Source organism: Clostridium sp. AM54-37XD (assembly GCF_003478225.1).
Taxonomy (GTDB): Bacteria; Bacillota; Clostridia; order Lachnospirales; family Lachnospiraceae; genus Coprococcus; species Coprococcus ammoniilyticus.
This window is the reverse complement of record NZ_QUEV01000001.1, coordinates 321729-348198: the sequence shown is the minus strand read 5'-3', so window position 1 is coordinate 348198 and position 26470 is coordinate 321729. Positions and strand designations below refer to the sequence as shown.

Genomic DNA, 26470 nt, shown 5'->3' with positions numbered 1-26470 from the left:
AAGTCCTACTAAATATCATTTCTCCAGAACTTTCCCATAAAAAAAGAAAGTATCATTTTCTATGATAGCATCTTTTATATAGATTTGCTATAATTTTTTGAAAATTTTATAAATATTTTTATCAAAAAAATCCATGCAGTTTTCTCTCGAAATGCCGCCATAAGCGTTACCTTAGCAGTTAACTCAGCCCAGGCACCCTCGCGGCACACAGGAGATTCTCCTTAGTGCTGCTTCGTCTCCGACCTGACACGGTTCGAAGAGTCCTGTTGCGCAAGACCCAGACATCAACGCCACTTACTAAGGGCAGCCCTACAGTGGACATCCCTCAAGAAAACTATCACCCCTGCTATAGCGGATTGCAGGTTCAGGGCACCGCTACTTCCCCGGTTGCATGGAAACTTTATAACATATTAAATTGTACGCCATATTTTGACGCATACTTGATTATAAATGACGATCGCACATACGTCAACCTGTTTATTTTTTTGAAATAACACCTTTCCGCAGGTCTGCAAAAAAGTTCTTCATCAGGCTGCTGCACTCCTCCTGCCGGATACCATATACGGTTTCTACCTGATGGTTAAACGCAGGCATATCAAACATATTCAGGATTGAACCGGCACAGCCGGCTTTCTTATTCATACAGCCGATCACAACCTTCGGGATCCTTGCCTGTACAATGGCTCCGGCACACATCTGGCACGGTTCTAACGTTACATACATCGTGCAATCCTCTAAGCGCCAGTCACCGAGTTTCTTTGATGCCTGCTCGATCGCAAGCAGCTCTGCATGTGCCAGTGTTGTCTTCTTCAGATTTCTCTTGTTATATCCCCGTGCGATCACCTTATCATCCTTTACGATCACACAGCCAATCGGAACATCCCCCTGCACATAGCTTTCTGCGCCAGCTTAATCGCCTTTGCCATATATGCTTCATACATTTTCCTGTCTTCATCGGATATCTCCGGTTCTGTCACCTGTTGATCTGCACATATATCTTTTTCTTCGTCTTCTCTGTTCCGTACATTCTGATCATCATTTATTCTTTGTTCTATTACATTTTCTTCTGTACTCTGTTCCATCTTCTTCTCCACACCGGCATTCTCCGTCATTCAACCAACATTGCTTTTTGCCGCAATCCTTTTTATTTCAGATCTACCACCCAGTAACCAAAGCTTCCGGTCTTGATCCTTGTCTCCTTCACCGGTATAAAACGATCAAATCCAAAGATTCCTGCAAGATATTTTTCTTTGGATGAATACTCTCCCGGCACTCCCAATATGTATCCATTCGTATCTTCTTCATCAAACAGCACCCTGCCGAGCATCAGATATTTGTAGCTGTAAAATCCATGTGTCAGAAAGCTGTTCACCCCCAGCCGCCAGTTATCCATGTTCAGCAGTCCGATATCGTTCGGATTGATCTTCACACACTCGATCACTCCATTTTCTCCATCCGGGCAATTCGGCAGAAGCGGAAGTTTTTCCCGATTCGCCATCAGTTCTGCTGCCCTTCCGTCTTCTTTCATTGTTTCTAAAACCTCAGCTGCCGTTACCCGCTTCTCTGTTTCCTCATCGGTCCTGGAAAATGTCTCTTCATCCGGAGACTCCTCCGTTTCCGGCAAAACGGTTTCCCGGTTGTCTGTATCTGTATGTGCCATTTTTTTCACCTCTGAAGCCATTGTCTCCGCCTCAGATTCGCTGTCCATGTTTTCTGATTCCGTCATCGTCTCAGACACGATTCTTCCCCGATCATACTCCGTTGCTGCAACATCTGCTCTTCTTTCCCGTTCAGCTTCTGCTGCCTCCCGCCGGGCAAATGCCTGACTGTAATCCACGATATTATCCGTCCATGAGGAGCAGAAAATATCACTTTCTTCTTCACCCATCCGTCTTATGATAATGCCGCTCCATGCTGTGATCGGCCGACCGGTATGATTGACATTATTCCAGTCAAAGGTAAAGCAGTCTTCTCCTCTTCCGGATTTCAGGCTTAATTTTCCAAGATACAACACAACCGGAATCATGCTGTCCGGCACAGCCTCCGGATATTCCTCCGGATCTGCAAGCGTCTCACGATACAGATAAACCGAATACAACCCCTCTTTCTTGACCTGATCCTTAAAATTCACCTGCATCTTGCCCTTCTCATTCTGCTTCTGCACCTTCGCAAATCCCGTGTTCTCGCATTTGTCATATTCGTGATACCTGAAAATATATGATATAAATCTGTTCCAGTAAACCATAGATACCTCCGTCTCTTTTTTCTATCTGACATTTTTTGTCCGACAGGAAGTCATGTCTGCGTCCGACATTCTCCCCGAAAGACAAGCCTTACTTGTATCTATGCATTTTTACTGTAACTTATTCCTTTATTCTTCGGAAATAATATCACTTAACTTTGCAAATTCTGCCAGCGTTAAACTTTCTCCCCGAACATTTGCGGCAAGTCCCATTTTTTCCAAAGCTTTCTCCACCTGTGCTTTTGAATATGGAAGCTCCGGGCTGTTTGCAATTCCATTCTGTAACGTCTTTCTTCTCTGGTTAAAGGATGCCCGGATCAGCTTGAACATCAGGCTCTCATCCTTTACTGTCACCGGCGGCTCCTCATATCTGGTCAGCCGTATCACCGCAGATCCTACACCCGGTCTTGGGATAAAACAGTTTGGCGGCACATTTGCGGCAATATACGGTTTTGCATAATACTGGACTGCAAGTGACAACGCACCATAATCTTTCGATCCCGGTCCCACCTGCATCCGGTCTGCTACTTCCTTCTGTACCATGACCGTAATTGACTGTAATGGTACATGACTTTCAAATAAGCCCATAATGATCGGAGTTGTAATATAATATGGCAGATTGGCAACGACCTTGATCGGCTTGCCTGCATTTTCTTCCGCCACCAGCCGGTTGATATCTAACTTCAATATATCTTCGTTGATAACGGTTACATTATCATATTCTGCCAATGTTTCTCCAAGGATTGGGATCAGGTTTTTATCGATCTCAACTGCGATCACCTTTCTGGCTGACTCTGCCAGATACTGTGTCATTGTTCCGATTCCCGGTCCGATCTCCAGTACCAGATCGTCCTTCGTAATTTCTGCCGCATTTATAATTTTTGTAATCACATGGTCATCGATCAGGAAATTCTGACCGAATTTCTTCTGAAATGCAAACTCATATTTCTTTATTGTCTGTATCGTAACCTGGGGGTTACTTAATTTCTCCATGTCTTGTCCTCCATTCTGTATAGCTTCAGACTGTTTTTAAATGTCACGTCATACACTTCTTCTTCCGTAACTCCCTTTAATGCTGCGATCTCTTTTGCCACATAAGGAATATTAAGGGCAGAGTTCCGTTTTCCACGGAATGGTACAGGTGACAGATACGGCGAATCCGTTTCTAATACGATACTGGTAAGCGGAATGGCTTCCACTACTTCTTTCAGCTTACGTCCATTGTTAAATGTCACTACGCCGCCAACGCCGATATAATATCCCATCTTAATATATTCTCTTGCAATCTCTGTACTGTATGAAAAACAGTGAATGACGCCACCGCAAAGTCTTCCCTGCATCTCTTTCATGATATCCATGGTATCCTTTGCCGCATCCCTGCTGTGGATCACAACCGGAAGCTTCAATTCTTCTGCCAGCTCCAACTGCTTTCGGAACCAGTGGATCTGCACCTCTTTGGGAACATCCTCATGGAAATAGTCCAGTCCGATCTCTCCGATCGCCTTTACCTTCTCATCTGTTGCCATCTGCCGATACATCTCGATCGCCGCATCTGAAAGCTCCGGTGCATCATCCGGATGCGTTCCGATCGCTGCATAGATAAAATCATATTGATGCGCCAGTTCGACAGATGCCTTTGAAGTCGCAATATTAGCTCCTATATTCATAACATACCGGATATCCTGTCTCTGAAATTCTTCTAATAACTGCTCTCTGTCTGTATCAAACTGCTCATCATCGTAATGTCCATGTGTCTCAAATATCATCTTCATATTCCTCGGTCATTTATTTTCTCAAACTGCTCCAGTCCGTATGCTTCGCTGCATCCCATTCTTCTTTCCGGCTCTCGTACTGCTCATTGAGCCAGTCTACCGCTGCAAGTTTTCCTTCTTCCGAAAACGGAAATTCCTTTGTCAGCTTCTTTTCATCATCCGTATTCTCGTAACTGAACGGCTCCGGCCAGACCGTTGCCATCAGAGTTCCTGCATCCTGTACTTCTTTCGGTTTAAAAAATACATTTTCAAGCGGATTTCTGGCAAGGCGGAACCGCATGCCCTGATAACTTCCCTTAAATGCCTTTCCATACAAATAATAATTAATATGATAAAATGTTGTTTCTTCAATCTTTGGTGTGTCACCCATATCTCTCATCTGCCTTTCATCTGCCGGCACATTTTTCTTCATTTTTTTAAGTATACACTACTAAGATCAGCATATGCAACCAACTGTTGTCATTCTTTACCCCAATTGGCTTCCTTTATGCCGCACAATTCATCTTTTTCTTACCAGTCAATCCCCATGCAAAAAGACCCTTATCCACATCGGTTCTTGTATATCTGCTTCCACTTCTGTGAACAAAGGTCTTTTCTATGAAAATCTATATTCTGTTTATGCTTCGTCTTTTACCGTAAAAACAACTCCGACTACCTTTGGTCCTGCATTCGAAGCAACCGCTGCTCCGATCTGGAAGAAATCGTCCGGCGCATAACCAACCTTTTCTGTCATCTTGGCAGCCAGTTCATCCCTGCATACATCATCGCATCCATATACGATCTGATATGGCGAACCCGGAAGCATCTCTGCAGCTGAGACATCCGCCATCTTTGCCAGTAATTTCTTCTCGCCGCGGCATTTGAATGCTGTAACGATCTCATTTGCCCATATCTTCATGATCGGTTTTACGCCAAGTGCATCACCGACCAGTGCTGCTGCACTTGGAATACGTCCCGATTTTGCTGCATATTTCAATCCATAGATACCGAAGTAGATCCGTCGCTTCGGAAGAATGTCTGACAGATAAGCAGTGATCTCATCCACTTTTTTTCCTTCTTCTGCCATCTTTGCTGCCTGCACAACCGGATATCCATACTGACCGCTGTATCCAACACCATCAAAGATCTGAATCGTTCCTTTTCCTGCATACTCCGGATGCTCCTCAAAAAATTCATTCTTTGCCATGACTGCATTATCATGGGTAGCAGAACCCTTTTTATTGATGCTGACAAATATAATATCTGTATATCCTGCATCAAACTGCTCCTTATACAGCTCGTCGAACTGGAATGCTGTGATCTGCGCCGTCTTTGGCAGCTCGTTTGGATTTTCCTCCATTAACTTATAAAAACCGGTATTGTCAAAATCGACTCTGCTCATATAAGATTTGTCACCGATCGTTACCGGAAACGGAAGGATTAATATATTATATTTCTGTTCCTCAGCAGTCGAAATATCACTGGCTGAATCTGTTATGATCCTGATCTTGCTCATAGGTAAAACCTCATCTTTCTATTTGTAAACCGGCACTTCAAAACTCTTATACACTCTACTAATTTCAAGTTTCAAAAATGCCTGTATCCCTTAACTTTTTATAATATAGATGATTCAAACAGCAAATGTCAATCGTAGTTTCTATATAGAAAAGCCATGGTTTTCGGGGCTTTGTAACATGGTTTGAAAGACTAGATATTTTATTTTTACTTTTTGGGGAAGACTCCCTATCCGGCAGTAAATTGTGTTACAATAAAATCCATAAACAAACTTGAAAAGCAGCATTGCATGTGATTCGCACATGCAGACAGGTTACATAAGGGGATTGCATATGTTGAATTTAAAGGCAAATGATCAGAAACCACCTAAGAATAAACCGACAATCGAAACAGATCTCTCTGAAGCAGCAGAGAAATCTGATCCTCCATATTCACAGGAATATTTTGATCTGATGGATATGATCGACAATACCGATAAACAGATTGAATATTATAAAATGGTATATACCGCCGAGATCGACGGACTTCCTAAGAGGAGGCACAGTCTGAAAACACATTTTATCTATAATGTGATTTTCTTAATTCTTCTGCTTGGATATGATTATTTTCATCTTACAGTCATTGTTATGGGTGGCGGAATGATTCTGAGGACGATCACAGGTTTGATTGCTTTGGGTGTTTTAATTCTTGCTACTATATACATGATCGGTCACACCATTCGTGCCTATATTCTTTACCAGATCAATATGCTTCCCGATTTTATGACAGATTACCTGCAAAAGTATAATATCCATACCATGGTGGAGGAAGAAGCCTATTGCAGAAATGTTCTCCGACAGATGTTAGCATATGAAACAACACTGGCTCATATCAAAAAAGCAGCTCCGAAAACAACAACAGAGATCAACGCTGCTATGAGCGAGATCTCTGCTATGAATTTTGATATTAAAGATTTCCATTATAACGCCGGTCGGACGATAAAATAATATATATTTTCTGATCTGACCATTTCTGCATCAATGTCGGCTGTTTAACAGCTTCTGTTTCAGATCATATAACGGTTTTGACAGATCGACAAATACCTCCTGTGGATTTACCAGTCGTCTGGTCTCATCCCAGAGTGTATTCAGTTCTTTCTGGCAATACTCGCGGATCTCCATCGTGGATGGATTCTGATATACGCACTGTCCCTTCAAGAATACCGGGACAAGCATCTCACGGATCTCATAAGAACCACCCGGAAGTGTCGAACGCTTCCATGTAGCCATCTGGTCAAATATCTCCAGATCCTCCGCTTCATTATATGTCTCATCGGAAAGTGCGATCAGATCCGCCTTGATCTTTCCGGTCTCCTTATTATACAGACGGAATACCGTCTTATTTCCTGGATTTGTAATCTTCGCCGGATTCTCTGATATCTTGATCTTCGCTGTGAATTCTTCATCCTCCGGCTTCCTGATCGCCGCAAGCTTATAAACACCGCCAAAAGATGGATTATCTGCTGATGTGATCAGGTTGGTTCCAACGCCCCATGACGTGATCGCTGCACCCTGATTCTTCAAACTGTTGATCAGATATTCATCCAGATCAGAGGACGCTGCAATGACTGCATCCGGATATCCCGCTGCATCCAACATTTTTCTGGCTTTCTTCGACAGATATGCAAGGTCACCGGAATCCAGACGGATTCCATATCTGGTCGGCATCTTTCCCTCTGCCTTCATCTCATCAAATACCCGAATTGCATTTGGCACACCGGATTTCAATGTGTCATATGTGTCAACCAACAATGTACATGCATCCGGATATAATTCTGCATATCTCTTAAATGCTGTATATTCATCCGGGAAGCTCATGATCCAGCTATGTGCATGTGTCCCAAGCACAGGCACGCCGAACTGCTTACCGCAGATTACATTTGAGGTTCCGACACAGCCACCGATAACTGCCGCCCTCGCACCGAAGGTTCCGGCATCCGGTCCCTGCGCACGGCGAAGTCCGAATTCCATGATACCATCCCCTTTTGCTGCATAGCAGACCCTGGATGCCTTTGTAGCGATCAGGCTCTGATGGTTCACGATATTTAATAATGCGGTCTCAACCAACTGCGCTTCCATGATCGGTGCAACCACCTTCACAAGTGGCTCATACGGAAATACTACAGAACCTTCCGGGATCGCATAGATATCACCTGTGAAATGAAATCCTGCAAGGTAATTCAGAAATTCTTCATCAAACATGTTCAGACTTCTTAAGTAATCAACGTCTTCATAGGAAAAGGACAGATTCTTGATATAGTCGATCACCTGTTCCAGACCACAGGCGATCGCATAGCCGCTTCCGGATGGATTTTTTCTGTAGAATGCATCAAATACAACGATATCATCTGCTTTCTCACGGAAATATCCCTGCATCATCGTCAATTCATAGAAGTCTGTTAATAAGGTAAAATTTCTCTTTTCGTCCATATCTCTGTCCTCCTGCCTTTCTTTTTTCAGCAGTTTATAATCTCTACTATTCTATCATACATGATCGGCGCATCGTTTTCTCACACATTACTGCCCACATAACATCTCATTTAACTCATGGTACAACCGGGAAAGCGGAAGTCCGACAACATTGTCATAACTGCCCTTGATCCCTTTCACAAACAGGCCACCCTGTGTCTGTATCCCATAGCTTCCTGCTTTGTCAAACGGATCTCCCGTCGCAAGATATCCGGTGATCTCCTCATGCGTCATCGGATAAAATGTAACCTCTGTATTCTCGTAAAATGTCTTTGTCCGGCATTTCTCTCCGTCATAATACATAATAGAAACACCTGTATATACATTATGTGTCTGTCCTGACAAACTATTCAACGTATTATATGCATCGTCATAATCAACCGGTTTTCCAAGGATCCTGCCATTTAATGCGACGACCGTATCGGAACCGATCACGATAAACGGCTGTGTCTCTGCTTCCGTACCGGCACGATCTGTACATACCTTTTTATATACATTTTCTGCCTTTCTCCCGGCAAGCTCCATTACCATATCCTTTGGAAAACGGATATCGGTAGCTTCATCGCAGTCACTTGGCATAACAGTAAATGTATAACCGGCTCTTTCAAGCAGCTCTTTTCTTCTCGGTGAATTCGATGCAAGTATGATCGGAATCTGTGTAACCATGATGTTCTCCTTTGATTACTCCATCTCTTTTGCAAGTTTCATTGCTTTTTCAAATAACGGAAGTGCGCGTTCTACCATCTCCGTTGTGGTACAGTAAGCAAGTCTCATATGTCCCGGACACATAAAGCTGTCTCCCGGTACCAGGATCAGATCCAGCTTGCTGGCTGTCATACGACAGAATGCATTTGCATCCGCAATCGGAGTCTTTGGGAACATATAGAAGGTTCCGCCCGGTTCTACACACTCATATCCCATATTTGTAAGCTCTTTATATAAAATATTCTTATTCTTCTCATAGATTGACAGGTCAGCTGTCTTATCGATCACTTCTGCCACACCAAGCTGGATCATGGATGGCGGACAGTTATGTCCTGTAAATCTGGAGATCTGACCACACATCAGAACGATCAGCTTCGCATCCTTACATTTCGGATTTACCGCTACATATCCGATACGCTCACCCGGAAGGGAAAGTGACTTACTGAATGAATAACAGCAGATACTGTTGTCATAGAAGGATGAAATAAATGGCGAATCCGTTCCTTCAAATACGATCTCACGATAAGGTTCATCGGAGATAATATAGATATCATGTCCATATTCCTTCTGCTTTTCTTCCAGAATTGCAGCCAGCTTCTTGATCGTCTCTGTTGAATATACGATACCGGATGGGTTATTCGGAGAGTTAATAAGAACTGCCTGTACATTTGGATTTAAAAGCTCCAGAAATGCATCAAAATTAATCTGGAAGGATGTAATATCCGCCGGCACGATCTTAAGCACCGCACCTGTTCCGTCAACATATGGAACATACTCAGGGAAATATGGAGCAAATGTAATCACCTCATCTCCCGGCTTTGTTACACAACGAATCGCATGTGCGATCGCACCTGCTGCACCGGAGGTCATGAAAATATCATCTGCTGTATATTCCATTCCAAATCTTCTATTTAAAGAATCTGCAACCGCTTCTCTGACGGACATAATACCAAGTGTCGGGCTGTATCCATGAAGTGTCAATGGATTTTCTTCTTTTAACATCCGTTCCAATGTCTCTGTAAACTCCGGACATACCGGAACAGAAGGATTACCGATCGTAAAATTGTATACATTCTCTTTTCCGATCTCTGCCGCACGTTTTGACGCATACTGCGCAAATTCTCTTATTATAGAACCTTTGGTTGTCATATCTGCATATTTTTCCGAAATCATACCTGTTATCCTCCGTCTGTTGTGAATTTAATAATGGAAGTATACCGCCGAAAAGGCAAAAAAACAAGTGGTAATAAATCGGGGAAAAGACTTATTACCACTTGCAAAAAATGAGGGGAGAGAGGATTCAAATAAATGAAAAACTCTTACAATACATAGTATATAAGGGATGTGTGTCTAAACTGTGTTTATTTTCTGATGTATTTATAAACAGATTCTACATTCTATTTACAAATTCTTTATTATATTGTCCAGATCGGAACAATGTAATTTTCTGAATCAACAGCCGAAAGTTCCGAACGCATACAGATGATTGCTCCCTTTCCTCTTGGAACTGCTCCTTTATCCAGAATTCTGAATGCCCTGGTCAGTTCACTTCCGGGATTTACTGAGCGTTTTATCTCTAACGGATGCACCATACCATCACTTTCAATCACCATATCAATTTCATTACTGTCTTTATCTCTGTAATACCACATAAGACATTCATCCGCTTCATTTTGGTATGTCTTCCGTATCTCGGAAACAACATAATTTTCCAGTATTGCTCCATTAATCGCCCCATTTTCAAGTATTTCTGGAGTTGTATATTTTGTAAGATATGCAACCAGGCCCGTATCAAAGAAATATAATTTAGGAGTTTTAACTGTTCTCTTTAACAAATTATTAGAGTAAGGACGTAAATAAAAAATAATATCCGACTTCTCAAGCACCTGCAGCCATCGCTTAATTGTCTCATCTGAAACACCAACGTCATTTGCTATATCATGTATATTTAACATTTGTGCACACCTGCATGCTGCAGCTCTTACAAAGTCCATAAATACAAGTTTATCAACATTTGTAATCAGCTCTGATACATCTCTGTCAATATATGTTTGAATATAACTGGAATAAAAAACATTTCTGTCTTTATACCGTCCGCTTCTATATCCCGGCATAGATCCCATCCAGATTCTCTCATATAGCTCCGACAATTCCGCCTTTGTTCCATTTTTACTTCGCTGCTTTAATGTTTCAAGATCAACGCTAAACTCAATATTATCGCCTGCTCCATATAACTCATGCTGCGATAAAGACGACATATGGATAATAGCAGTTCTTCCCGCCAAAGATTCCTGTGCAAGCTCCATCATCCGAAATGCCTGCGACCCGGTCAACCAAAATGATGATGCCGATGCTCCATTATCTATAGCCATCTTAATATATGGAAATAATTGCGGAGCATATTGTACCTCATCTATTAAAATGGGAAGATCATGCATCTGCAAAAACATAGCAGGATCTGTCTGTGCCAGTTTTCTTTCTTCCAAATCATCCAGACTCACTACCGTCCTGTTCTCATCCATTAATTTTTTAAATAAAGTGGTTTTTCCAACCTGCCTCGGCCCTGTAATCAATATACAGGAATAGTCTTCTGCTAACTCTTTTATCTTTTTTTCTAAATCTCTATGAATATATTCCATATAGCTGCACCTCTTTTTTCGCTAAAATAAGATTCAATCTTATTTTAGCCGAAAAATAAAAATTTATCAAGAATAAAGCGCCACATACGACTCTTTTGTACCCAAACGGAATTATAAAAACAAAAAACAAGTGGTAATAAATCGGGGAAAAGACTTATTACCACTTGCAAAAAATGAGGGGAGAGAGGATTCAAATAAATGAAAAACTCTTACAATACACAGTATATAAGGGAAGTGTGTCTAAACTGTGTTTATTTTCTGATGTATTTATGAAGATCATAAACAAAACTTTATAAAACTAACACAACCTGTCTGTTCGTCTCTGTCGGTCTCCTTGGCTGGTATGGGTGGCTGGCATGGGCAGTTGGTCTCCCCACTATAAATGGCTTGCTGCGATTTCTGTTCGTTGCACATGCCAGCCACCCATACCAGCCAAGGATACCGACAGGGGCGGGCAGACGGACTGCGACTTCTCCCAATTTCAGGCTTGTAAGAATAATTCGTTTTATGTATAATAAAACGTACGGTGTTTTTTCCACACCGCCTTGATTTTTCAAGGAAAAATGAGGTTTTATGATGTTCGGGCAGACAGATATATCTGACCAGACCAAAAACGTCTATATAATAATAGGAAAAGAGGATAAACATGTTAGAAAACAACCATGAAAAAAAGCCAAAGAAATACGCTGGTATTCTGGCACATCCGACTTCATTTCCAAGTCCTTACGGAATCGGTGATCTCGGCAAAGGTGCATACCGGTTTATAGACTTTCTGGCAAATTCGGGCTTGAATCTGTGGCAGGTGCTTCCACTTGGACATACCGGATTTGGTGATTCACCATATCAGCCATTCTCCGCATTTGCCGGTCAGCCGTTAATTATTGACCTTGATGCATTAAAAGAATACAAGCTTCTGTCAGAAGATGATTTTACCGATATGCCGGAATGGGATCCCGTTCACATCGATTACGGAACCTTGATCACATTTAAGACAAAGCTGTTAAAGCTCGCTTACGAACGTTTTACTGATCCTGACCATGAGGACGGATTATCAACAGACGAGGAACAGATGGCAGCATTTGCTTCTTTTAAAAAGGATTCCTCCTGGCTCGCTGACTACTCCCTGTTTATGGCAGGTAAGGATTTCCATGAAGGAATGCCTTGGTATATGTGGGAAGATTCCCTGAAAGCACCTACCAAAAGACAGCGTACCACATGGGAAAAGAAGCTTGCAAATGAGATCGGTTACTATGATTTCATCCAGTTCTTATTCCATACACAGTGGATGGCGATCAAGGAATACGCAAATGAAAAGAACATCAGCATCGTAGGTGATGCTCCGATCTTCCTTGCATGGGACAGTGCCGATGTATGGAGCCATCAGGAGCTTTTCATGCTGGATTCAAAGGGATACCCAACAGAGGTTGCCGGTGTACCACCTGATTATTTCTCAGAGACCGGACAGTTGTGGGGCAACCCACTGTATAACTGGCCAAAGCATACCGCTACCGGTTATGAATGGTGGATCGAGCGAATCAAATACCAGCTCACTCTGACAGATTTCTTAAGGATTGACCATTTCAGAGGATTTGACCGGTACTGGGCTGTACCTTATGGCGAAGAAACCGCCATCAACGGAGAATGGAAGCCCGCTCCCGGTATCAACTTCTTCACACAGTTACAGGCAAATCTTGGCTATGACCTTCCGATCATCGCTGAGGATCTGGGTGAGATTGACGATTCTGTTATCGAATTGCGTGACAAATTCAATCTGCCGGGCATGAAGATCTTACAGTTTGCATTTGAAAATCCGGAAGAAAATGATTTCCTTCCGCATAATTATACAAGAAACTGCGTATGCTACACAGGAACACATGACAACGACACAACACTTGGCTGGTATCAGAAAGCATACGAAGCATCCAAGGACAAGCTTCGCCGTTATTTCAGCACAGATGCCAGTGATATCTGTTGGGTTATGATCCGTGCATGTTTCTCTTCTGTTGCAAATATGGCTGTTGTTCCTATGCAGGATGTTCTGAAATTAGATTCATGGGCTCGTCTGAATACTCCGGGTGTAGGAGAAGGCAACTGGGCTTGGCGCTTTGAGGATAAAGACATGGATACTAAATTAGAAGAACGTCTATTTGAGACAGCAAAACTCTACGGCAGATAGAACAGGAGGATATATTTGAGAACCATTATTACTGTACTGTTTGCAGTACTTGGAATCATATTTTGTTTTCCATATCATCTGTATCTGAAGCAGCTTGCAAAAAAGGATCAGGACAAAGCTTATATCAAGGCTCAGAAGCTGGTAAAAGGATTTTTCGGAGCAGTTATGTTCTTAACCGGATGTAAACGAACAGTTATCGGCAAGGAAAACATTCCTGCCGACCAACCGGTCATGTTCGTTGGTAATCATCGAAGCTATTTTGATATTTTATCCTGTCACAATGCAATCGATATGCCTCTTGGCTTCATGTCCAAAGACAATATCAAGGATATACCTCTGCTTTACAAATACATGGATGATATCGGATGCACCTATCTGGATCGTACCGATCTGAAAAAGGGTCTGGAAACGATTTTACAGACTGCTGATATCATCAAATCCGGTCACTCCATGATGATCTTCCCGGAGGAACAAGAAATAAGGGCGACGAACTGCTGCCATTTAAAGACGGTGCATTCAAGATCGCTCAGAAAGCCGGATGTCTGATCATTCCGGTTGCTATCTGCGGAACAGACAAATGTATGGAAGCAAATAAACATAATTTTCTTCACAGCAGCAAGGTTGTGATCGAATTCTTAGAGCCGGTTGATATCCGTGGATTGAAGCCGAAGGAACGTAAAGAGGTTCTGGATGCAATCCCAGGTAAGATTCAGGCAGCCCGGTTAAAAAATCTGCCTATGATTGAAAAATAATATAATTGCAAATTGTATATATATTTGATTACTTTGACTTGCCAATACAGGGACATTTGAGTCCGCCGGTCCTTAGATGGCGCAGAGGCGGCATCTTAGTACCGCTGCAGGGGTAACTGAGATCTTAGCGAGGTATTTTCGAGCTTAGTTCGAAGTTATGCAGCGCAGAAACGAGCGGAAGCGTTCCCTGATTGGTAAGGTCAAAAGTAATCATAATATATACAATTTGCAATCACAGACAAATAATGAAATATAAGGAGGAACTTATTATGCCTTGGTGGGGATGGATGTTAATCGTCATCGCAATATTAGTTGTAATCTTAGTAGTACTTTACATAGTAGGAAACCGCCTGCAGAAGAAGCAGAGCGCACAGAAAGAAGCTATGCTTCAGGCTGCACAGCCTGTCACGATGCTGGTCATCGATAAAAAGATGCTGCCTATGAAAGATGCAAATCTTCCGAAACAGGTATTGGAATCAACTCCAAAGCGTTACCAGAAAGCCAAGCTTCCTATCGTTAAAGCCAAGATTGGCCCACAGATCATCAATCTGATCTGCGACGATGGAATCTTTGATGTTATGCCTGTCCGTGGCGAAGTTAAAGCTATGGTCAGCGGTATCTACATCACAAGCGTTAAGAATGTTCGTGGTAAGAAAGCACCGGAGCCTGCAAAAAAATCATTCAGCCAGAAGCTTCGTGCAAAACAGAAGAAATACGAGCAGACTTATGAGCAGGAAACTGCCAGCATGAAACTCAGCAAAGAAGAAAAAGCCGCAAGAAAAGCAAAGGCAAAGGAAGAAAAAGAAAGGGCAAAGAAGATCCAGTAATCATGATAAATACTCGTGTCGACCTCAGAAAATTAGTTATTACCTGTCTGGTTCCGGTTACCGCATTACTGATACATAATATTGTCTATCTTGCAGGCACCCGGATCTGTGATCTTACAGGCAGTCAGACTGATTCTGTCGGCAGTATCACATCATGTATTTCATATATTCTTTGTATCTGTATTTTCGGATATTTTTATCTGTCCGATCATTCAAAAACAAAGCACGCAGGAAAGAAAAATCCTTTCCTGCGTGCTTTTGTTATCTTTATTTTACTGCTGATCCTTGGTATCAGTCTTCAGCTCTTAACAACCTGTATTCTTCGTCTGATCGACACTTATAGGCCGGAGCTTCTAACCTCATACCATGAACGGGTACAGCGGTCTTTTTCCATCAACAATGGAATCATCCGTATCTGTACAGTCACACTTCTAGCACCGATCGCAGAAGAATTCGCCTTCCGGGGAGTGGCACTGAAGCTGTCTGTCTCTGCATTTCACACGAAGCATGCCGCCCTCTGTGCGATCCTGTTCACAGCATTCTGTTTCGGCTGTTATCATGGAAATGTCGTTCAGTTCTGCTACAGCGTTCCGGCCGGAATCATTCTGGGCTGTCTTGCCGTATGGTCAGGCTCCCTGATCCCCGGCATGATCCTTCATATGATCTTAAACGCTTCTTCCTATGTGATCGGAAGTATAGCGATCTCCCCCTCTATACTGTGGGGAATCATCGGAATCACCTGTATCCTGATTATGATTTGTATGAAATTAATAAGGCGGTCTATCTGACGGACTAGCTTTATATTGACATTAGCGAAGATTCCGTAATGAAATGCACATTGTCAGTAAATACGGGTGCCTGTTTGAGTCCGAAGGACGAGTTGGCACAGGAGTATTTACGAATCAGACATGTGCATTGAATAGGAATCGCAGCAAGTCAATATAAAGCTAGTCCGCCAGATAGACCGCCTTATTTATTCTACACTACAAAATATCGTGACAAATGATATACCAGAACCTTCTCATCCGGGTCTTCTTCATAACCGGACAATTTGATCATCTTCTTTAAAACGAACAGGTTGCAGTCACGGATTGCTTTCTGATATTCAAATGTCGGATAGTAAATCAAAAGTTCAATATCTCTCGGCTGTCTCCGAACCGATGCGATGATATTATCCAGTACCTTCTTGAAGGTTGCACCGGAAAATGGATTGAAGAAATAGAAATAATTGTCTTCATCTCCGACCTCATATGCCTCTGCCTCCACATTCAGGAACTGCATCCTTTCCTCCTGATCAAGGAATTTGCTCTGATAGCTTGCGGCATTTGTCAGAAGTCTGTCATAGACCCTGGCATTGTTCTCGATTCCAACCGTCCGGCAGTAATGTCTGGAATTACAGTAAAAAAGCACTCTGCCAAGTCCGCAGCCAAAATCCACAAGCGTATCTTCCGGCTCCATGCTGATCTCATCGAACATCGTCACCAGATCATTATAATATGTAACCTCATAATTATTATCTTCTTCGTTCACCGGCAGACATACATCCATATCTCCAAATGCTGTCTCCGCGATCGTTTCAATCCCCAGAAAGCTGTCGAAGGATTTCTCACTACCCATATATATTTATACCCCTTCGTAGTCCGCAGTCACATTCAGACTGCAATCCGTAATATAATCATTGTTAAAATCAATACAGTAACGAATATCGATCCGAATCCCCTTCTCGGACTGCTCCATATGATATTTCTCAGTACAGATATTCATACAGATCGGTCCGACCGGAGTTACATAATGCACTGAGCTGTTCTTCTCACGGTCAAATAACATAACCGTGTTCACGCTGCCACGTTTCGTCAGCTGTAATGCATGCTCATCGAACCGCAGAAGATTCTTCACCGGTTCTTCCACATCTTCAATGAACTCGTCATATTTGATATAGCGGTTTCCGTTTTTCTCCGAGTATGTTCCCCGCGTCTCAAGCTCCAGAACCTCCGGTTCATCATCCGCTCCGGCAACACTCTGTACACCCGTTACTTTTATCTTTATATCTCTCGTCGTCATAAATTATCTTTCAAATGCCATCTCAATTAAGGTATTTACAAGGGTCTTAATGTCATATCCCTCTGCATCCCACAGCATCGGATACATACTGATCGATGTAAATCCCGGCAATGTGTTTACTTCATTAAATATTACACGATTGGTGTCCTTCTCAAGGAAGAAATCCACACGGGCAAGTCCAAAACCGTCAATCGCATTAAAGATACGGATCGCTTCTGCACGGATCTCGTCCTCAGCTTCTTCCGGTATATCCGCACCGATGATCGTCTTGGAATCTGCATTGTTGTATTTTGCATCAAAATCATAGAAATCTGCATCTGCGGCAGCAAGAATCTCGCCAACACCGGATGCCTTTGTATGATTACCATATCCGAGTACACCACATTCCAGCTCTCTACCGATGATCGTCTCCTCGACAAGGATCTTGGAATCATGGTTAAGTGCCTCATGCAGACCAGCCTCTAACTCGGCTCTGTCATGTGCCTTTGTAACACCCTTTGATGAACCTGCGGATGATGGTTTTACAAATACCGGATAGTTCAACTCGCTCTCTACCCGATCCATCGCAACATCCAGATCATCAAAATCATCTTCTACTACAGGAACGAATTTTGCCTGTGTTACATTGATATGATCAGCAATGATCTTTGTATGGAATTTGTCCATTGCAGCAGCCGATGCAAATACACCGCAGCCCACATATGGAATGTCCGCCATCTCAAACAATCCCTGAATCGTACCGTCTTCTCCATATAAACCATGCAAAACAGGGAAAATAACATCTACAGGCTCCGCATAGATTCTGTCGCCATCTTTTATGATAATCTCTTTTGCAGAATCCGGTGAAATCACTGCACGAACCTGACTGTCGTACCAGCTTCCGTCAGCAATACTCTCAATGCTGTCAGCTTTCAGCCATTTTCCATCCTTTGTGATTCCGATCAGTGTCATATCATATTTGTCCGTATCCACCGCTTTGGCAACTGTCTGAACTGAAATGCATGAAACTTCATGTTCCGATGATCTTCCTCCAAAAATAACTACCAGTTTTTTCTTAGCCATATTCCCTTGAGCTCCTTTGAAATATATAATCAAAATATCTCATATCATACCACAACCACCTATATAATTCAAGGATTCCGGGGATTTAGGGGTGGATAGAAAAAACCGTCATAATCATTTCAACGTCACACACAAAGTTTCATAATACCCGGCCGGATAAGCAACGCCATTCAAGGTTGCTGCCGGAAGGTTCAGATATTCAAAGGCGGACCAGGCAGTAACCGGGATGCCATATTCCTCCGCACTTTCCTCTGCACAGGCATCGATATATTCTTTGCTCAGGATCAGATTCTTACGCACAATGCTTTTCTCCTGATCGTTATAGTCTGCGCCAAGCTTCTCGCTATACCATAAAGTACCGCCTGCTCAACATATGAAGTAAATTCATCCAATTGCTTGTCCGATAAATTCTCATTTCCTTCATATCTTATTCGAATCCGGATAACATCTGATGTTTTATTCTGAGCACTTATCTTGCTCTCCGCACTTGCATTTCCTGCTATATCATCATACACCGCTTCCAACTCCTGTAACTGCTTCTGTGTTTCGTATGCATTTAATGTTGTGCCATCCAGAATACGAAATGCGGTCTGTATATTATTTGACAGTTCTGTATCCTGTCCATCCAAAGTATCCTGACCATTTACCATCTGGTTCGATCTGCCATTCTTACCATCTGTCTGTAAAGTTTTGTCACTGGTTATTCCAGCATAATTTTCCTCTGTACTGTCATAGGCTATATCTTCATTTTCTTCCGCATATTCGATCAGGTTCATCACCTGCTCTACGCTGTTTTTCGCGCTGTATAATCTTTTCAGTGCTCCCATTTCCACATATAATGTTCCGCAAAATAAACCGATCAGGATTCCGGCAACTGCCGCTCTCACTGCTCTACCCATTTCCATAACCTCCATTTTTCTTTATCAAAATCTAACACTTTAAACGAATGTCTACTCCCCCAGTGTCGCCAGACACTCTCCTTTGTAATGCGTTGCGATATATTTCCGGATGCTGCCGGACGCTTCACCCTGATAAAGCGAATCGGTGCAGATTACTTCTACATAATTCGTTACAAATTCTTTTATCAGCTCCGGATACATCTGTCGCAGGGTTTCTTCGGAATCCACCATGATATATTCAACATGGCTCAGATCAAGGCTCCGGTCATGCGCCTGATCGTATTCAGCCCGTGCCTGCTGCAGCTCTCCGCAACAACCGGATACTCCCGCTCCTCCGATTCGGCTGCTGACTCCGCTCCCTCCAGACTGTCTGTAACAAATGTGTACTCGTAGCCCCCTTCTGTCTCAGAGATCATAACCACACGGAGATAGTCTACCGCTTCAATGGATCTGTCCATGCATCCGGACAATATGCAGATGACCAGAACTCCACCGATCACTTCTGCAGCCATCTTTGCAAGCTTCCCCGGATTCGTCCGTTTTCTCCCTGCAAATGCCGGTACAAGAACCGACAATGGAATATCAACGGCGGCAATGTAGATCATAAAAGCCCGGCCGGCATCCCGTTCTACAAGAAACCGGCCCATCCACAGAAACAGCAGAAACAAAACAACCACACAGCCACTTCTTATCCACAGGCTTCTTTTCTCTTCCATATCTTCTGCCGAATACTCATTTTTCTTTTGTGTCTTATCCTCAAATGTATCGTTTTTTTCTTCCATCACTTTTTTATCCATTGCATTATCAGAATCACGTCCATGTAACTCTGTCCTCTTATCGTTCCCGGCCGCTCTCATCTCACTGCTCTTTCTCCATGCACAGATAATCTTCCAGATTTCATCCACAAACTGACAGATAAATACGATATGGATTGCCAGCAGCAAGAGCCCGAAGATGACAAGCAGGTAACAGGCGAGTAAACCGAGCCTCGCATTTGCACCTCCGGGGAACATCATCGCACCCACAACATTTAGTATTCCCTTTGAAGTCATTGTTTTCCCCTGCAAGCCAAGCAGTGATATCACAAAACAGGAAGCAACAAGGGCCGACACAACCGGAACAGACACTGTCCATACCAGCATCCCTCGTCTTCGCTTCTCTACTCTCAGATAGAGATACATAACAAATTCAAGCATACATAACCCTACAACCATCAGATATCCTTTTATCAAAACCTGACATATCGTGTTACATACAGATGCCTGCATCTGAAATTCTGCATATTCTTTTAATCTGGAAAAATCTGCATTCCAGAATCCACAAATAATAAACAGCACCAATGTGATCCCGATTCCGATCACACTTGCTTCCGTAAATCCGATATAACCACGCAGCCCCTTTCCTGCCATATAGAAAAGTGCCAGTAATACCGGAACGACCAGAACCGTTCCTGCATAATCCGGCAGCATCAGGATCCGGCTCCCCTGTACAAAGAAATAAAGCAAAAAAAGAACCCGGATTGCATATCTGATCACATAAATAGATGCAATAGTTGCTTTTTTCTTATTATTCCATACTTTTGCACCCGTTATCTCTGTCTTTTCTTTAGCTGGACCTGACATTTTCACCACACCGGAAAGCGCAAGATGTAGTAGTACCACATAAACCAGAGCAAGCATTAGCATCAAAAAAAGTGACAACATTCCATTATTTTTTGAAAAATCCGTCATAATCTGTACCATATTCCAGAAAGCAATCGGAAAAATCAGGCAAGTTCCCGTTATAAAAAGCTGTCGAAACGTCACATTTCTATAACCCATATATTAATTCACACCCATTCATCATTACTTTTTGCGAAGCCGTCTGCGCTCCCGATAGTTCGCCCATGCCGGACGAAAGACAAATTTTTTGATCGGTTTGCGAAGCACAAAATCCTCCATCCCATCCTCTGCATAGCCACAGGTGACAACCGGTGCCATGTATGGAACACCAAAGCTGTTCAGACCGGCAAGATGATAGATCAGCAACAGCATCACCAGCAGGAATCCATACAGTCCAAAAAAAGCCGCTGCCAGTATCGCCAGAAATTTTAAAAGGCGAAAGACCGATGCAAAAGCTTCATTTGGAATGGCAAACGAAGCAATCGCTGTCAGAGCGACTACGATCACCACGATTGTACTGACAATCCCTGCTTCCACTGCAGCCTGTCCAACGATCAGACCACCAACAACGCCGATCGTATTTCCCAGCTGACTCGGCAGACGGATTCCTGCCTCCCGCAGCAATTCAAACAACAACTCCATGATCAAAACCTCTAACACGATCGGAAAAGACAACTGATTTCTTGCAACTGCAATCGCATAGAGAAGTTTATCCGGTATCACCTCCCGGTGATAACAGGTAACTGCTATATAGAAGCCCGGCAGCCCTACCGCGATAAATGCCGCTATATAACGAATGATTCTGGCAAAAGTTGCAACCGGCCAACGGTTATAATAATCATCGGCAGTCTGGAATAATGTATTGATCGTCGCCGGCGCGATCAGAACCTCCGGTGAATTATCAAATACAATTACAACCCTGCCATCTGCCAGTGCCGCCGCCGCTTTATCCGGTCTGGTGGTTGACTGGAACACCGGAAACGGCCGATACCATTTCTTCTCCATCAGGTGTTCTGCCATTCCACTGTCAAATATGGCATCTATCTCATATTCATTCATCCGTTCTTTCACCTGTTCAACCAGCTTCTTCTCTGCAATGTCCTCAATATACATGATTCCATACTCGGTTCTGGAACGAACACCGATCGTATTCTGGATCAATTTTAATCTGGTATCTTTGATTCTTCGCCGGATAAGGGCTGTCGATGTACGAATGCTTTCATTAAAACTATCCCGCGGACCACGCATTCCACCCTCTGTAGAGCTTTCTTCCACACCTCGTACCGGCAGCTTCTTGGAAGACACAACAAACGCCTGATCTGCATCCGATACAAATACCGCTGTGTCTCCTTTTAATATCGAAAACATCACATTTTTGAAGTCATTTTCTGCCTTTATATCCGCCGATTGTGTCTCAAATGAATCCATTGCCTCCCAAAGAGAACAACCATGCTCATGCCGCCACTCCCAGGTCACAGGCTTAATGATCGTATCCTCGATCAGACCATTGTCACATAGCCCATCAATGTACACTACATAGATTGCTCCTACCGACGCGGACGTCTCATCTGCTGATCCGATGGAATCCTCCGCATACACATCCAAACCGGTACGTCTGACTGTAAATCGACGTTCCACGATGTCTCCCCAATCGGCAAACAGTGCCTTTACCCGGCTGATATTTGCATCTATATCTCTGTCAATCCGGCTGTCTGCACTATAAATTCCGCCTTCTGCATCTCTGTCTTTTTCCAAACGTTCCACCTCCCGTTGCTCCTATGTACATTTCAACTCTGACCGACTTTCCCCAATCTTATTCCTCCATGATCTAACTTTTACTTGTATTATCTTCTTACTATTTCCAGTATTGCCAGTAACCCTCTGAACTATACATAAAATGTTACATTGAATCATGATATAATGAACGCAAAATTATTTGCTTGCAAGGATGCTGATTTTGCGGAATGCATAGAATGTGCGAAGCACATGATATAATGATGAAAAATCGCTTGCTTGCAAGGGTCGATTTTTCGAATGCATTGAACGGGTACAATATAATGATCATTACGATGGGATGCGCTTGCACAAATCCCCAAAAGCTTCTATAGTAATTACATAAAATCATAAAATTGCTCACATATGATGAACCCGGCAACATTCAATAGTTTCCGTTTCATCAGCGCCATATAGAATTTTAACCGGAAATATAGAAATACCATGACTTCACAAACCACCCAGAAAGGAAACGAAAAAAATGATAAAATCAGATAATATATCCGACAACAAAAAACATACAACAGATCCAGATCATAAATTAGACAACAGAAATGCTACGGCAACCCCAGACGCCAGATTAGAAAACAGGAAACTACGCCTTGCCATCCTCGGTGCAGGCGGTATCGCCCGCAAAATGGCGGAAACCGTTAACCAGATGCAAGAGGTTGAACTCTATGCTGTAGCAAGCAGAACAGAAGAAAAAGCCAGACAATTTGCAGATACTTATCATGCATCCAAATGGTATGGCTCTTATGAAGAAATGGTTGCTGATGACGGGATTGATCTTGTCTACGTTGCAACTCCACACTCCCACCATAAAGAGCATACGATGCTGTGTCTGAATCATAACCGGGCTGTTCTGTGTGAAAAAGCATTTGCCGTAAATACAAAAGAAGCCGAAGATATGATCCGGCTTGCAAAAGAAAAGAATATATTACTGGCGGAAGCGATGTGGGTTCGCTATATGCCAATGTCATTTACTTTAAAAGAAATTATAGATTCCGACGTTATCGGAAAAATAACAGGGCTGACCGCAAATCTTGGTTATTCCCTGATGCAGGTAGAACGTCTGATTCGCCCGAAGCTTGCCGGAGGTGCTCTCTTAGATCTTGCACCATATACCTTAAACTTTGCGACCTGGGTGCTTGGCGACAACGTATCAACAATCCACACAACGATGACTCCACACGAAACAGGCGTAGACAAAACAGAATTTATCAACCTGACATACCCGGACGGTGCGATCGCTGGTCTGTTCACAACTATGGAATCAGCCACCGACCGCCGCGGCGTGATCTACGGAACAAAAGGTTACATCGAGGTTGACAATATCAATAATTACGAGGCATTCCGTATATATGAAAATGACCGCCGACTGGTTCAGACGATCAACTGTCCTGCCCAGATCAGCGGCTATGAATATGAAGTGCTCGCCTGTAAGCGGGCACTTGAAAAAGGTCTGACTGAATGTCCGGAAATGCCACATGAACACACTATATATATCATGCGGCTATTTGACGAGATACGAAAGAGCTGGTAACAGCATACAAAAATCCCACTATAACAAATGATATGCACCTCTTTCACTGATTGTCCAATAAAAAGGGGACATCTATCATCTGTCACAGTGGGATCTCTTTAAATATTCATTTATCTAAGCAGCATATTGCCTGATAATAGCTGAACCAACGGATAATACTTTGCTGCAGTAAATCCTGACAGGTACAGCAGCAATGGCAAAAGCGCAACGGCTGCCGCACAGAATATCGCACCATTTGTGCTCCTGATCAGCTTTCCAACTAGAACATAGAGTACAGTCAGTACCAGAATCGTGATCAACCGAATTCCAGATACCAGCAGGAAATATCCGGTAATACTGGTTGATATGCCAACCTGTTCCAGACACGGAAGAGACTGTGCCAGATATTTTCCTCCTGCCAGCCCAATTTCTCTTTTCACCCACATAAGTTCAGGCAGATAAACGATCATGTATACAACAAGAATAATAAGCAGCATCCGAAATGCCTTGATCACATGAAGTTTCCTGTAATTCTCTGTAATATCAATAATGCCATTGATCTTATATCTGTAATCCTCCAGATACAGAAATGCAGTTGTAAGCATCAGTACAACGATTACCTTCGCTGCATTCATCACGTCATCCTTATAGTCTTTGCTTCCGGCAAGGATATTCCAGCCTCTGGCATAGACAAATCCTATCCGTTCCAGTACAGCAGGATCGGCTTCCGAAACCTGTGACGTGATTCCACATTGCTGCTTAATATAATCCACATATTCCAGACAGCGAAAGAAACTCTCCTCATTTGCAAGCTGCTTATTCATCTCATCCCATTTATCATTATACTCTTTTTCAGTTATCTTCCCTGCAGCGTAGTCCCGGTCAACCCGATCTTCTTCTTCGTGAAGTTTTTCGTACCATTCTTCCTCTGAGGCTATATAATCCAGCTTTCCCTGTGTAACCACACCTTCAATCTGACTGATATAATATTGGTATGCATATTCATTTGCACTCCACCGTACAGATTTGTTCTGATAAATGTACACCTGAAATCCAACCAACAGAAAAATAACAAATATCATCTTATATCCCAACCATAACTTATAGCCTTCCAGTCTCCATACTGAGGAAAATATCCTGCGGGATTTCGTACCTTTTTTTCGTAATCGTATACGACTCTCCCGATAATCACTGCTTCCCTCCAGATAGATTACCGACGATATGATAAGAAATCCTGCCAACAACACTGCACAGATAATACAGTCCAGATAGATTGCAGGCTCTGCATGAGATATCAGATTATAATTCTCATATTGAAAAAATCTGGTTGTATCCAGCATTGAAAAAATAGAGAATCGATATAAAAATGTCAGATTCAGTTTCTCTCCCAATACGGAAAACAGCAATTCTACAAACATAGCAACCGCCGACCATACACACAACATAACTTCATTTGAAGAAACAACTGCAAATGTAAATAATGCTGCAAGGATCACTGCAAAGATCAGAATCTTTACCAAACAGACAAGAACAACAAATGTACTGATCCTGCAGGAAAAGCCATATCCAATATAATCCATCAGGCTCTGTACCGGTGCTGACAGATCTACAGCTCCAAACTTCCATTCGGCAATCAAAATATTACTTAAGAATACTCCCGCCACAAATAATGCCATATAGACAAATGCTGCCGCATACTTAGACAACAATAAACGACTGTCTCCATTCCACGTTGTCTTATACAGATTTGCCAGACCATTCTTCTTATCCCGCAGCACCAGTTCCAGCACCAGAACAACCAGCAGGAAAAATATCAGAACATAACTTCCGGTAAAATTCAATGCCTTACAGATTCCATATCCGCCAACAAAGGATGCTTCTGTTCCCACAAGTCTTTCAAAATCCCTCTTTGTCCGTTCCAGATTACTGATCGAGAACTTTGTCTGAAATATGGAAATCGACTGATTCATCTCTGCATCTTCTATAACCTTCTGCAGATATTCGTCATACGTTGTGCTTGCCATATATTCATCAAACAACTGTTTATATGTCTCTGATTCCGGATCTTCCATATACATATCCATAATGGAATCCGGATCTGTCCGAAGCCTTGCATACTGTGTACTATCCACCTCATCAGTAGCAAAGGCTACGATCAACAGGCCCACATTCATAACTAAAAACAACAAAAAACATAATATTAATTTCCGGTTATATAAAATAGCCCGTATTTCATTTATAAAAAATCGAAAAAATCCACCTCTTCGTCCGGAATGACTGATGGTAGCAGCTTTTTCCATTTGTTTTGATCTACTCATATCGTCCTCCATTTCCACAGGCAGCCACTTTCTCTATCCGGAAATGACCAACCTGCAAAA

Annotated in this window: 28 protein-coding genes and 1 other RNA gene; 7 read left to right on the top strand and 22 right to left on the bottom strand. The window is 42.7% G+C overall.

Annotated features, from left to right (window positions below):
• Positions 1 to 131 precede the first annotated feature (131 nt).
• The 8 genes from ffs to DXA07_RS01550 all read right to left on the bottom strand — a co-directional run bounded on the left by ffs (position 132) and on the right by DXA07_RS01550 (position 5509).
• Positions 132 to 395: signal recognition particle sRNA large type (gene ffs / locus DXA07_RS01580), an RNA gene on the bottom strand.
• Positions 396 to 477: 82 nt separating this feature from the next.
• Positions 478 to 891 carry a nucleoside deaminase gene (locus tag DXA07_RS01575; RefSeq protein WP_348980715.1) on the bottom strand — a complete coding sequence of 138 codons (414 nt, stop codon included), beginning with the start codon at positions 889 to 891 and terminating at the stop codon, positions 478 to 480.
• Complete coding sequence (locus DXA07_RS13860) at positions 861 to 1094, bottom strand: hypothetical protein (protein ID WP_347475334.1); 234 nt, start codon at positions 1092 to 1094, stop codon at positions 861 to 863. Before DXA07_RS13860 ends, DXA07_RS01575 begins: the two co-directional genes overlap by 31 nt.
• Positions 1095 to 1144: 50 nt before the next feature.
• Entirely contained in the window at positions 1145 to 2245 is a 1101-nt protein-coding gene (locus tag DXA07_RS01570; protein ID WP_118483052.1) for a DUF6128 domain-containing protein, read from the bottom strand.
• Positions 2246 to 2371: 126 nt separating this feature from the next.
• Positions 2372 to 3235, bottom strand: coding sequence for a 16S rRNA (adenine(1518)-N(6)/adenine(1519)-N(6))-dimethyltransferase RsmA (gene rsmA / locus DXA07_RS01565; RefSeq protein WP_117808045.1), 864 nt, complete (start codon positions 3233 to 3235; stop codon positions 2372 to 2374).
• Complete coding sequence (locus DXA07_RS01560; RefSeq protein WP_181986527.1) at positions 3223 to 4008, bottom strand: TatD family hydrolase; 786 nt, start codon at positions 4006 to 4008, stop codon at positions 3223 to 3225. The genes rsmA and DXA07_RS01560 overlap by 13 nt, the downstream gene beginning before the upstream one ends.
• 19 nt (positions 4009 to 4027) lie before the next feature.
• Positions 4028 to 4384, bottom strand: a complete 357-nt coding sequence (locus tag DXA07_RS01555; RefSeq protein ID WP_226801099.1) for a hypothetical protein — start codon at positions 4382 to 4384, stop codon at positions 4028 to 4030.
• Between the two features lie 246 nt (positions 4385 to 4630).
• On the bottom strand, positions 4631 to 5509 hold the full coding sequence (locus DXA07_RS01550; RefSeq protein WP_117808043.1) for a DegV family protein: 879 nt from the start codon (positions 5507 to 5509) through the stop codon (positions 4631 to 4633).
• A 331-nt stretch (positions 5510 to 5840) separates the two neighbouring features.
• Between DXA07_RS01550 and DXA07_RS01545 the strand changes: the two genes are divergently transcribed.
• Positions 5841 to 6494, top strand: a complete 654-nt coding sequence (locus tag DXA07_RS01545) for a hypothetical protein (RefSeq protein WP_117808042.1) — start codon at positions 5841 to 5843, stop codon at positions 6492 to 6494.
• A gap of 30 nt (positions 6495 to 6524) precedes the next feature.
• Here DXA07_RS01545 and DXA07_RS01540 read toward each other — a convergent pair whose 3' ends face one another.
• The 5 genes from DXA07_RS01540 to DXA07_RS12910 form a co-directional block, all read right to left on the bottom strand.
• Positions 6525 to 7976, bottom strand: a complete 1452-nt coding sequence (locus DXA07_RS01540) for a nicotinate phosphoribosyltransferase (protein ID WP_117808041.1) — start codon at positions 7974 to 7976, stop codon at positions 6525 to 6527.
• Positions 7977 to 8063: 87 nt separating this feature from the next.
• The gene (locus DXA07_RS01535) at positions 8064 to 8681 is read right to left on the bottom strand and encodes a Maf family protein (protein ID WP_117808040.1); all 618 of its coding nucleotides are present in this window, start codon (positions 8679 to 8681) and stop codon (positions 8064 to 8066) included.
• A gap of 15 nt (positions 8682 to 8696) precedes the next feature.
• Positions 8697 to 9893: a pyridoxal phosphate-dependent aminotransferase gene (locus DXA07_RS01530; protein WP_008402408.1), complete on the bottom strand. Its 1197-nt coding sequence runs from the start codon at positions 9891 to 9893 to the stop codon at positions 8697 to 8699.
• A gap of 242 nt (positions 9894 to 10135) precedes the next feature.
• Entirely contained in the window at positions 10136 to 11359 is a 1224-nt protein-coding gene (locus DXA07_RS01525; RefSeq protein ID WP_117808039.1) for an ATP-binding protein, read from the bottom strand.
• A gap of 290 nt (positions 11360 to 11649) precedes the next feature.
• Positions 11650 to 11898, bottom strand: coding sequence for a hypothetical protein (locus DXA07_RS12910; protein ID WP_147352417.1), 249 nt, complete (start codon positions 11896 to 11898; stop codon positions 11650 to 11652).
• Between the two features lie 107 nt (positions 11899 to 12005).
• Between DXA07_RS12910 and malQ the strand changes: the two genes are divergently transcribed.
• The 5 genes from malQ (at position 12006) to DXA07_RS01500 (ending at position 15902) form a co-directional block, all read left to right on the top strand.
• Positions 12006 to 13535: a 4-alpha-glucanotransferase gene (gene malQ, locus DXA07_RS01520; protein WP_117808037.1), complete on the top strand. Its 1530-nt coding sequence runs from the start codon at positions 12006 to 12008 to the stop codon at positions 13533 to 13535.
• A 15-nt stretch (positions 13536 to 13550) separates the two neighbouring features.
• Complete coding sequence (locus DXA07_RS01515) at positions 13551 to 14081, top strand: lysophospholipid acyltransferase family protein (RefSeq protein ID WP_118483050.1); 531 nt, start codon at positions 13551 to 13553, stop codon at positions 14079 to 14081.
• Between the two features lie 35 nt (positions 14082 to 14116).
• Entirely contained in the window at positions 14117 to 14287 is a 171-nt protein-coding gene (locus tag DXA07_RS13230) for a hypothetical protein (protein ID WP_182427482.1), read from the top strand.
• Between the two features lie 269 nt (positions 14288 to 14556).
• A complete protein-coding gene (locus DXA07_RS01505) occupies positions 14557 to 15114 on the top strand; it encodes a hypothetical protein (protein ID WP_021944205.1) in 558 nt (185 codons plus the stop codon).
• 2 nt (positions 15115 to 15116) lie between these two features.
• Positions 15117 to 15902 (top strand): CPBP family intramembrane glutamic endopeptidase, encoded by a 786-nt coding sequence (locus DXA07_RS01500; protein WP_118483048.1) that lies wholly within the window; start codon positions 15117 to 15119, stop codon positions 15900 to 15902.
• A 190-nt stretch (positions 15903 to 16092) separates the two neighbouring features.
• Here DXA07_RS01500 and DXA07_RS01495 read toward each other — a convergent pair whose 3' ends face one another.
• The 8 genes from DXA07_RS01495 to DXA07_RS01460 form a co-directional block, all read right to left on the bottom strand.
• Complete coding sequence (locus DXA07_RS01495; RefSeq protein WP_117784512.1) at positions 16093 to 16731, bottom strand: SAM-dependent methyltransferase; 639 nt, start codon at positions 16729 to 16731, stop codon at positions 16093 to 16095.
• 6 nt (positions 16732 to 16737) lie between these two features.
• Positions 16738 to 17175 (bottom strand): DUF1934 domain-containing protein, encoded by a 438-nt coding sequence (locus DXA07_RS01490; protein WP_118483046.1) that lies wholly within the window; start codon positions 17173 to 17175, stop codon positions 16738 to 16740.
• 3 nt (positions 17176 to 17178) lie between these two features.
• Positions 17179 to 18237, bottom strand: coding sequence for a D-alanine--D-alanine ligase family protein (locus tag DXA07_RS01485; RefSeq protein ID WP_118483044.1), 1059 nt, complete (start codon positions 18235 to 18237; stop codon positions 17179 to 17181).
• Positions 18238 to 18351: 114 nt separating this feature from the next.
• Entirely contained in the window at positions 18352 to 18537 is a 186-nt protein-coding gene (locus DXA07_RS01480; RefSeq protein ID WP_118483042.1) for a hypothetical protein, read from the bottom strand.
• The gene (locus DXA07_RS01475) at positions 18522 to 19136 is read right to left on the bottom strand and encodes a hypothetical protein (protein WP_118483040.1); all 615 of its coding nucleotides are present in this window, start codon (positions 19134 to 19136) and stop codon (positions 18522 to 18524) included. Before DXA07_RS01475 ends, DXA07_RS01480 begins: the two co-directional genes overlap by 16 nt.
• Before the next feature lie 51 nt (positions 19137 to 19187).
• Complete coding sequence (locus DXA07_RS01470; protein ID WP_118483038.1) at positions 19188 to 19367, bottom strand: hypothetical protein; 180 nt, start codon at positions 19365 to 19367, stop codon at positions 19188 to 19190.
• Positions 19368 to 19384: 17 nt separating this feature from the next.
• Positions 19385 to 20758, bottom strand: a complete 1374-nt coding sequence (locus DXA07_RS01465; protein ID WP_147352500.1) for a hypothetical protein — start codon at positions 20756 to 20758, stop codon at positions 19385 to 19387.
• Positions 20759 to 20980: 222 nt separating this feature from the next.
• Complete coding sequence (locus tag DXA07_RS01460) at positions 20981 to 22561, bottom strand: spore germination protein (RefSeq protein ID WP_118483034.1); 1581 nt, start codon at positions 22559 to 22561, stop codon at positions 20981 to 20983.
• 490 nt (positions 22562 to 23051) lie between these two features.
• Here DXA07_RS01460 and DXA07_RS01455 point away from each other — a divergent pair, with 490 nt between their 5' ends.
• Positions 23052 to 24113, top strand: coding sequence for a Gfo/Idh/MocA family oxidoreductase (locus tag DXA07_RS01455; RefSeq protein WP_118483032.1), 1062 nt, complete (start codon positions 23052 to 23054; stop codon positions 24111 to 24113).
• A 110-nt stretch (positions 24114 to 24223) separates the two neighbouring features.
• Here DXA07_RS01455 and DXA07_RS01450 read toward each other — a convergent pair whose 3' ends face one another.
• A complete protein-coding gene (locus tag DXA07_RS01450; protein ID WP_147352416.1) occupies positions 24224 to 26410 on the bottom strand; it encodes a hypothetical protein in 2187 nt (728 codons plus the stop codon).
• Between the last annotated feature and the right edge of the window lie 60 nt (positions 26411 to 26470).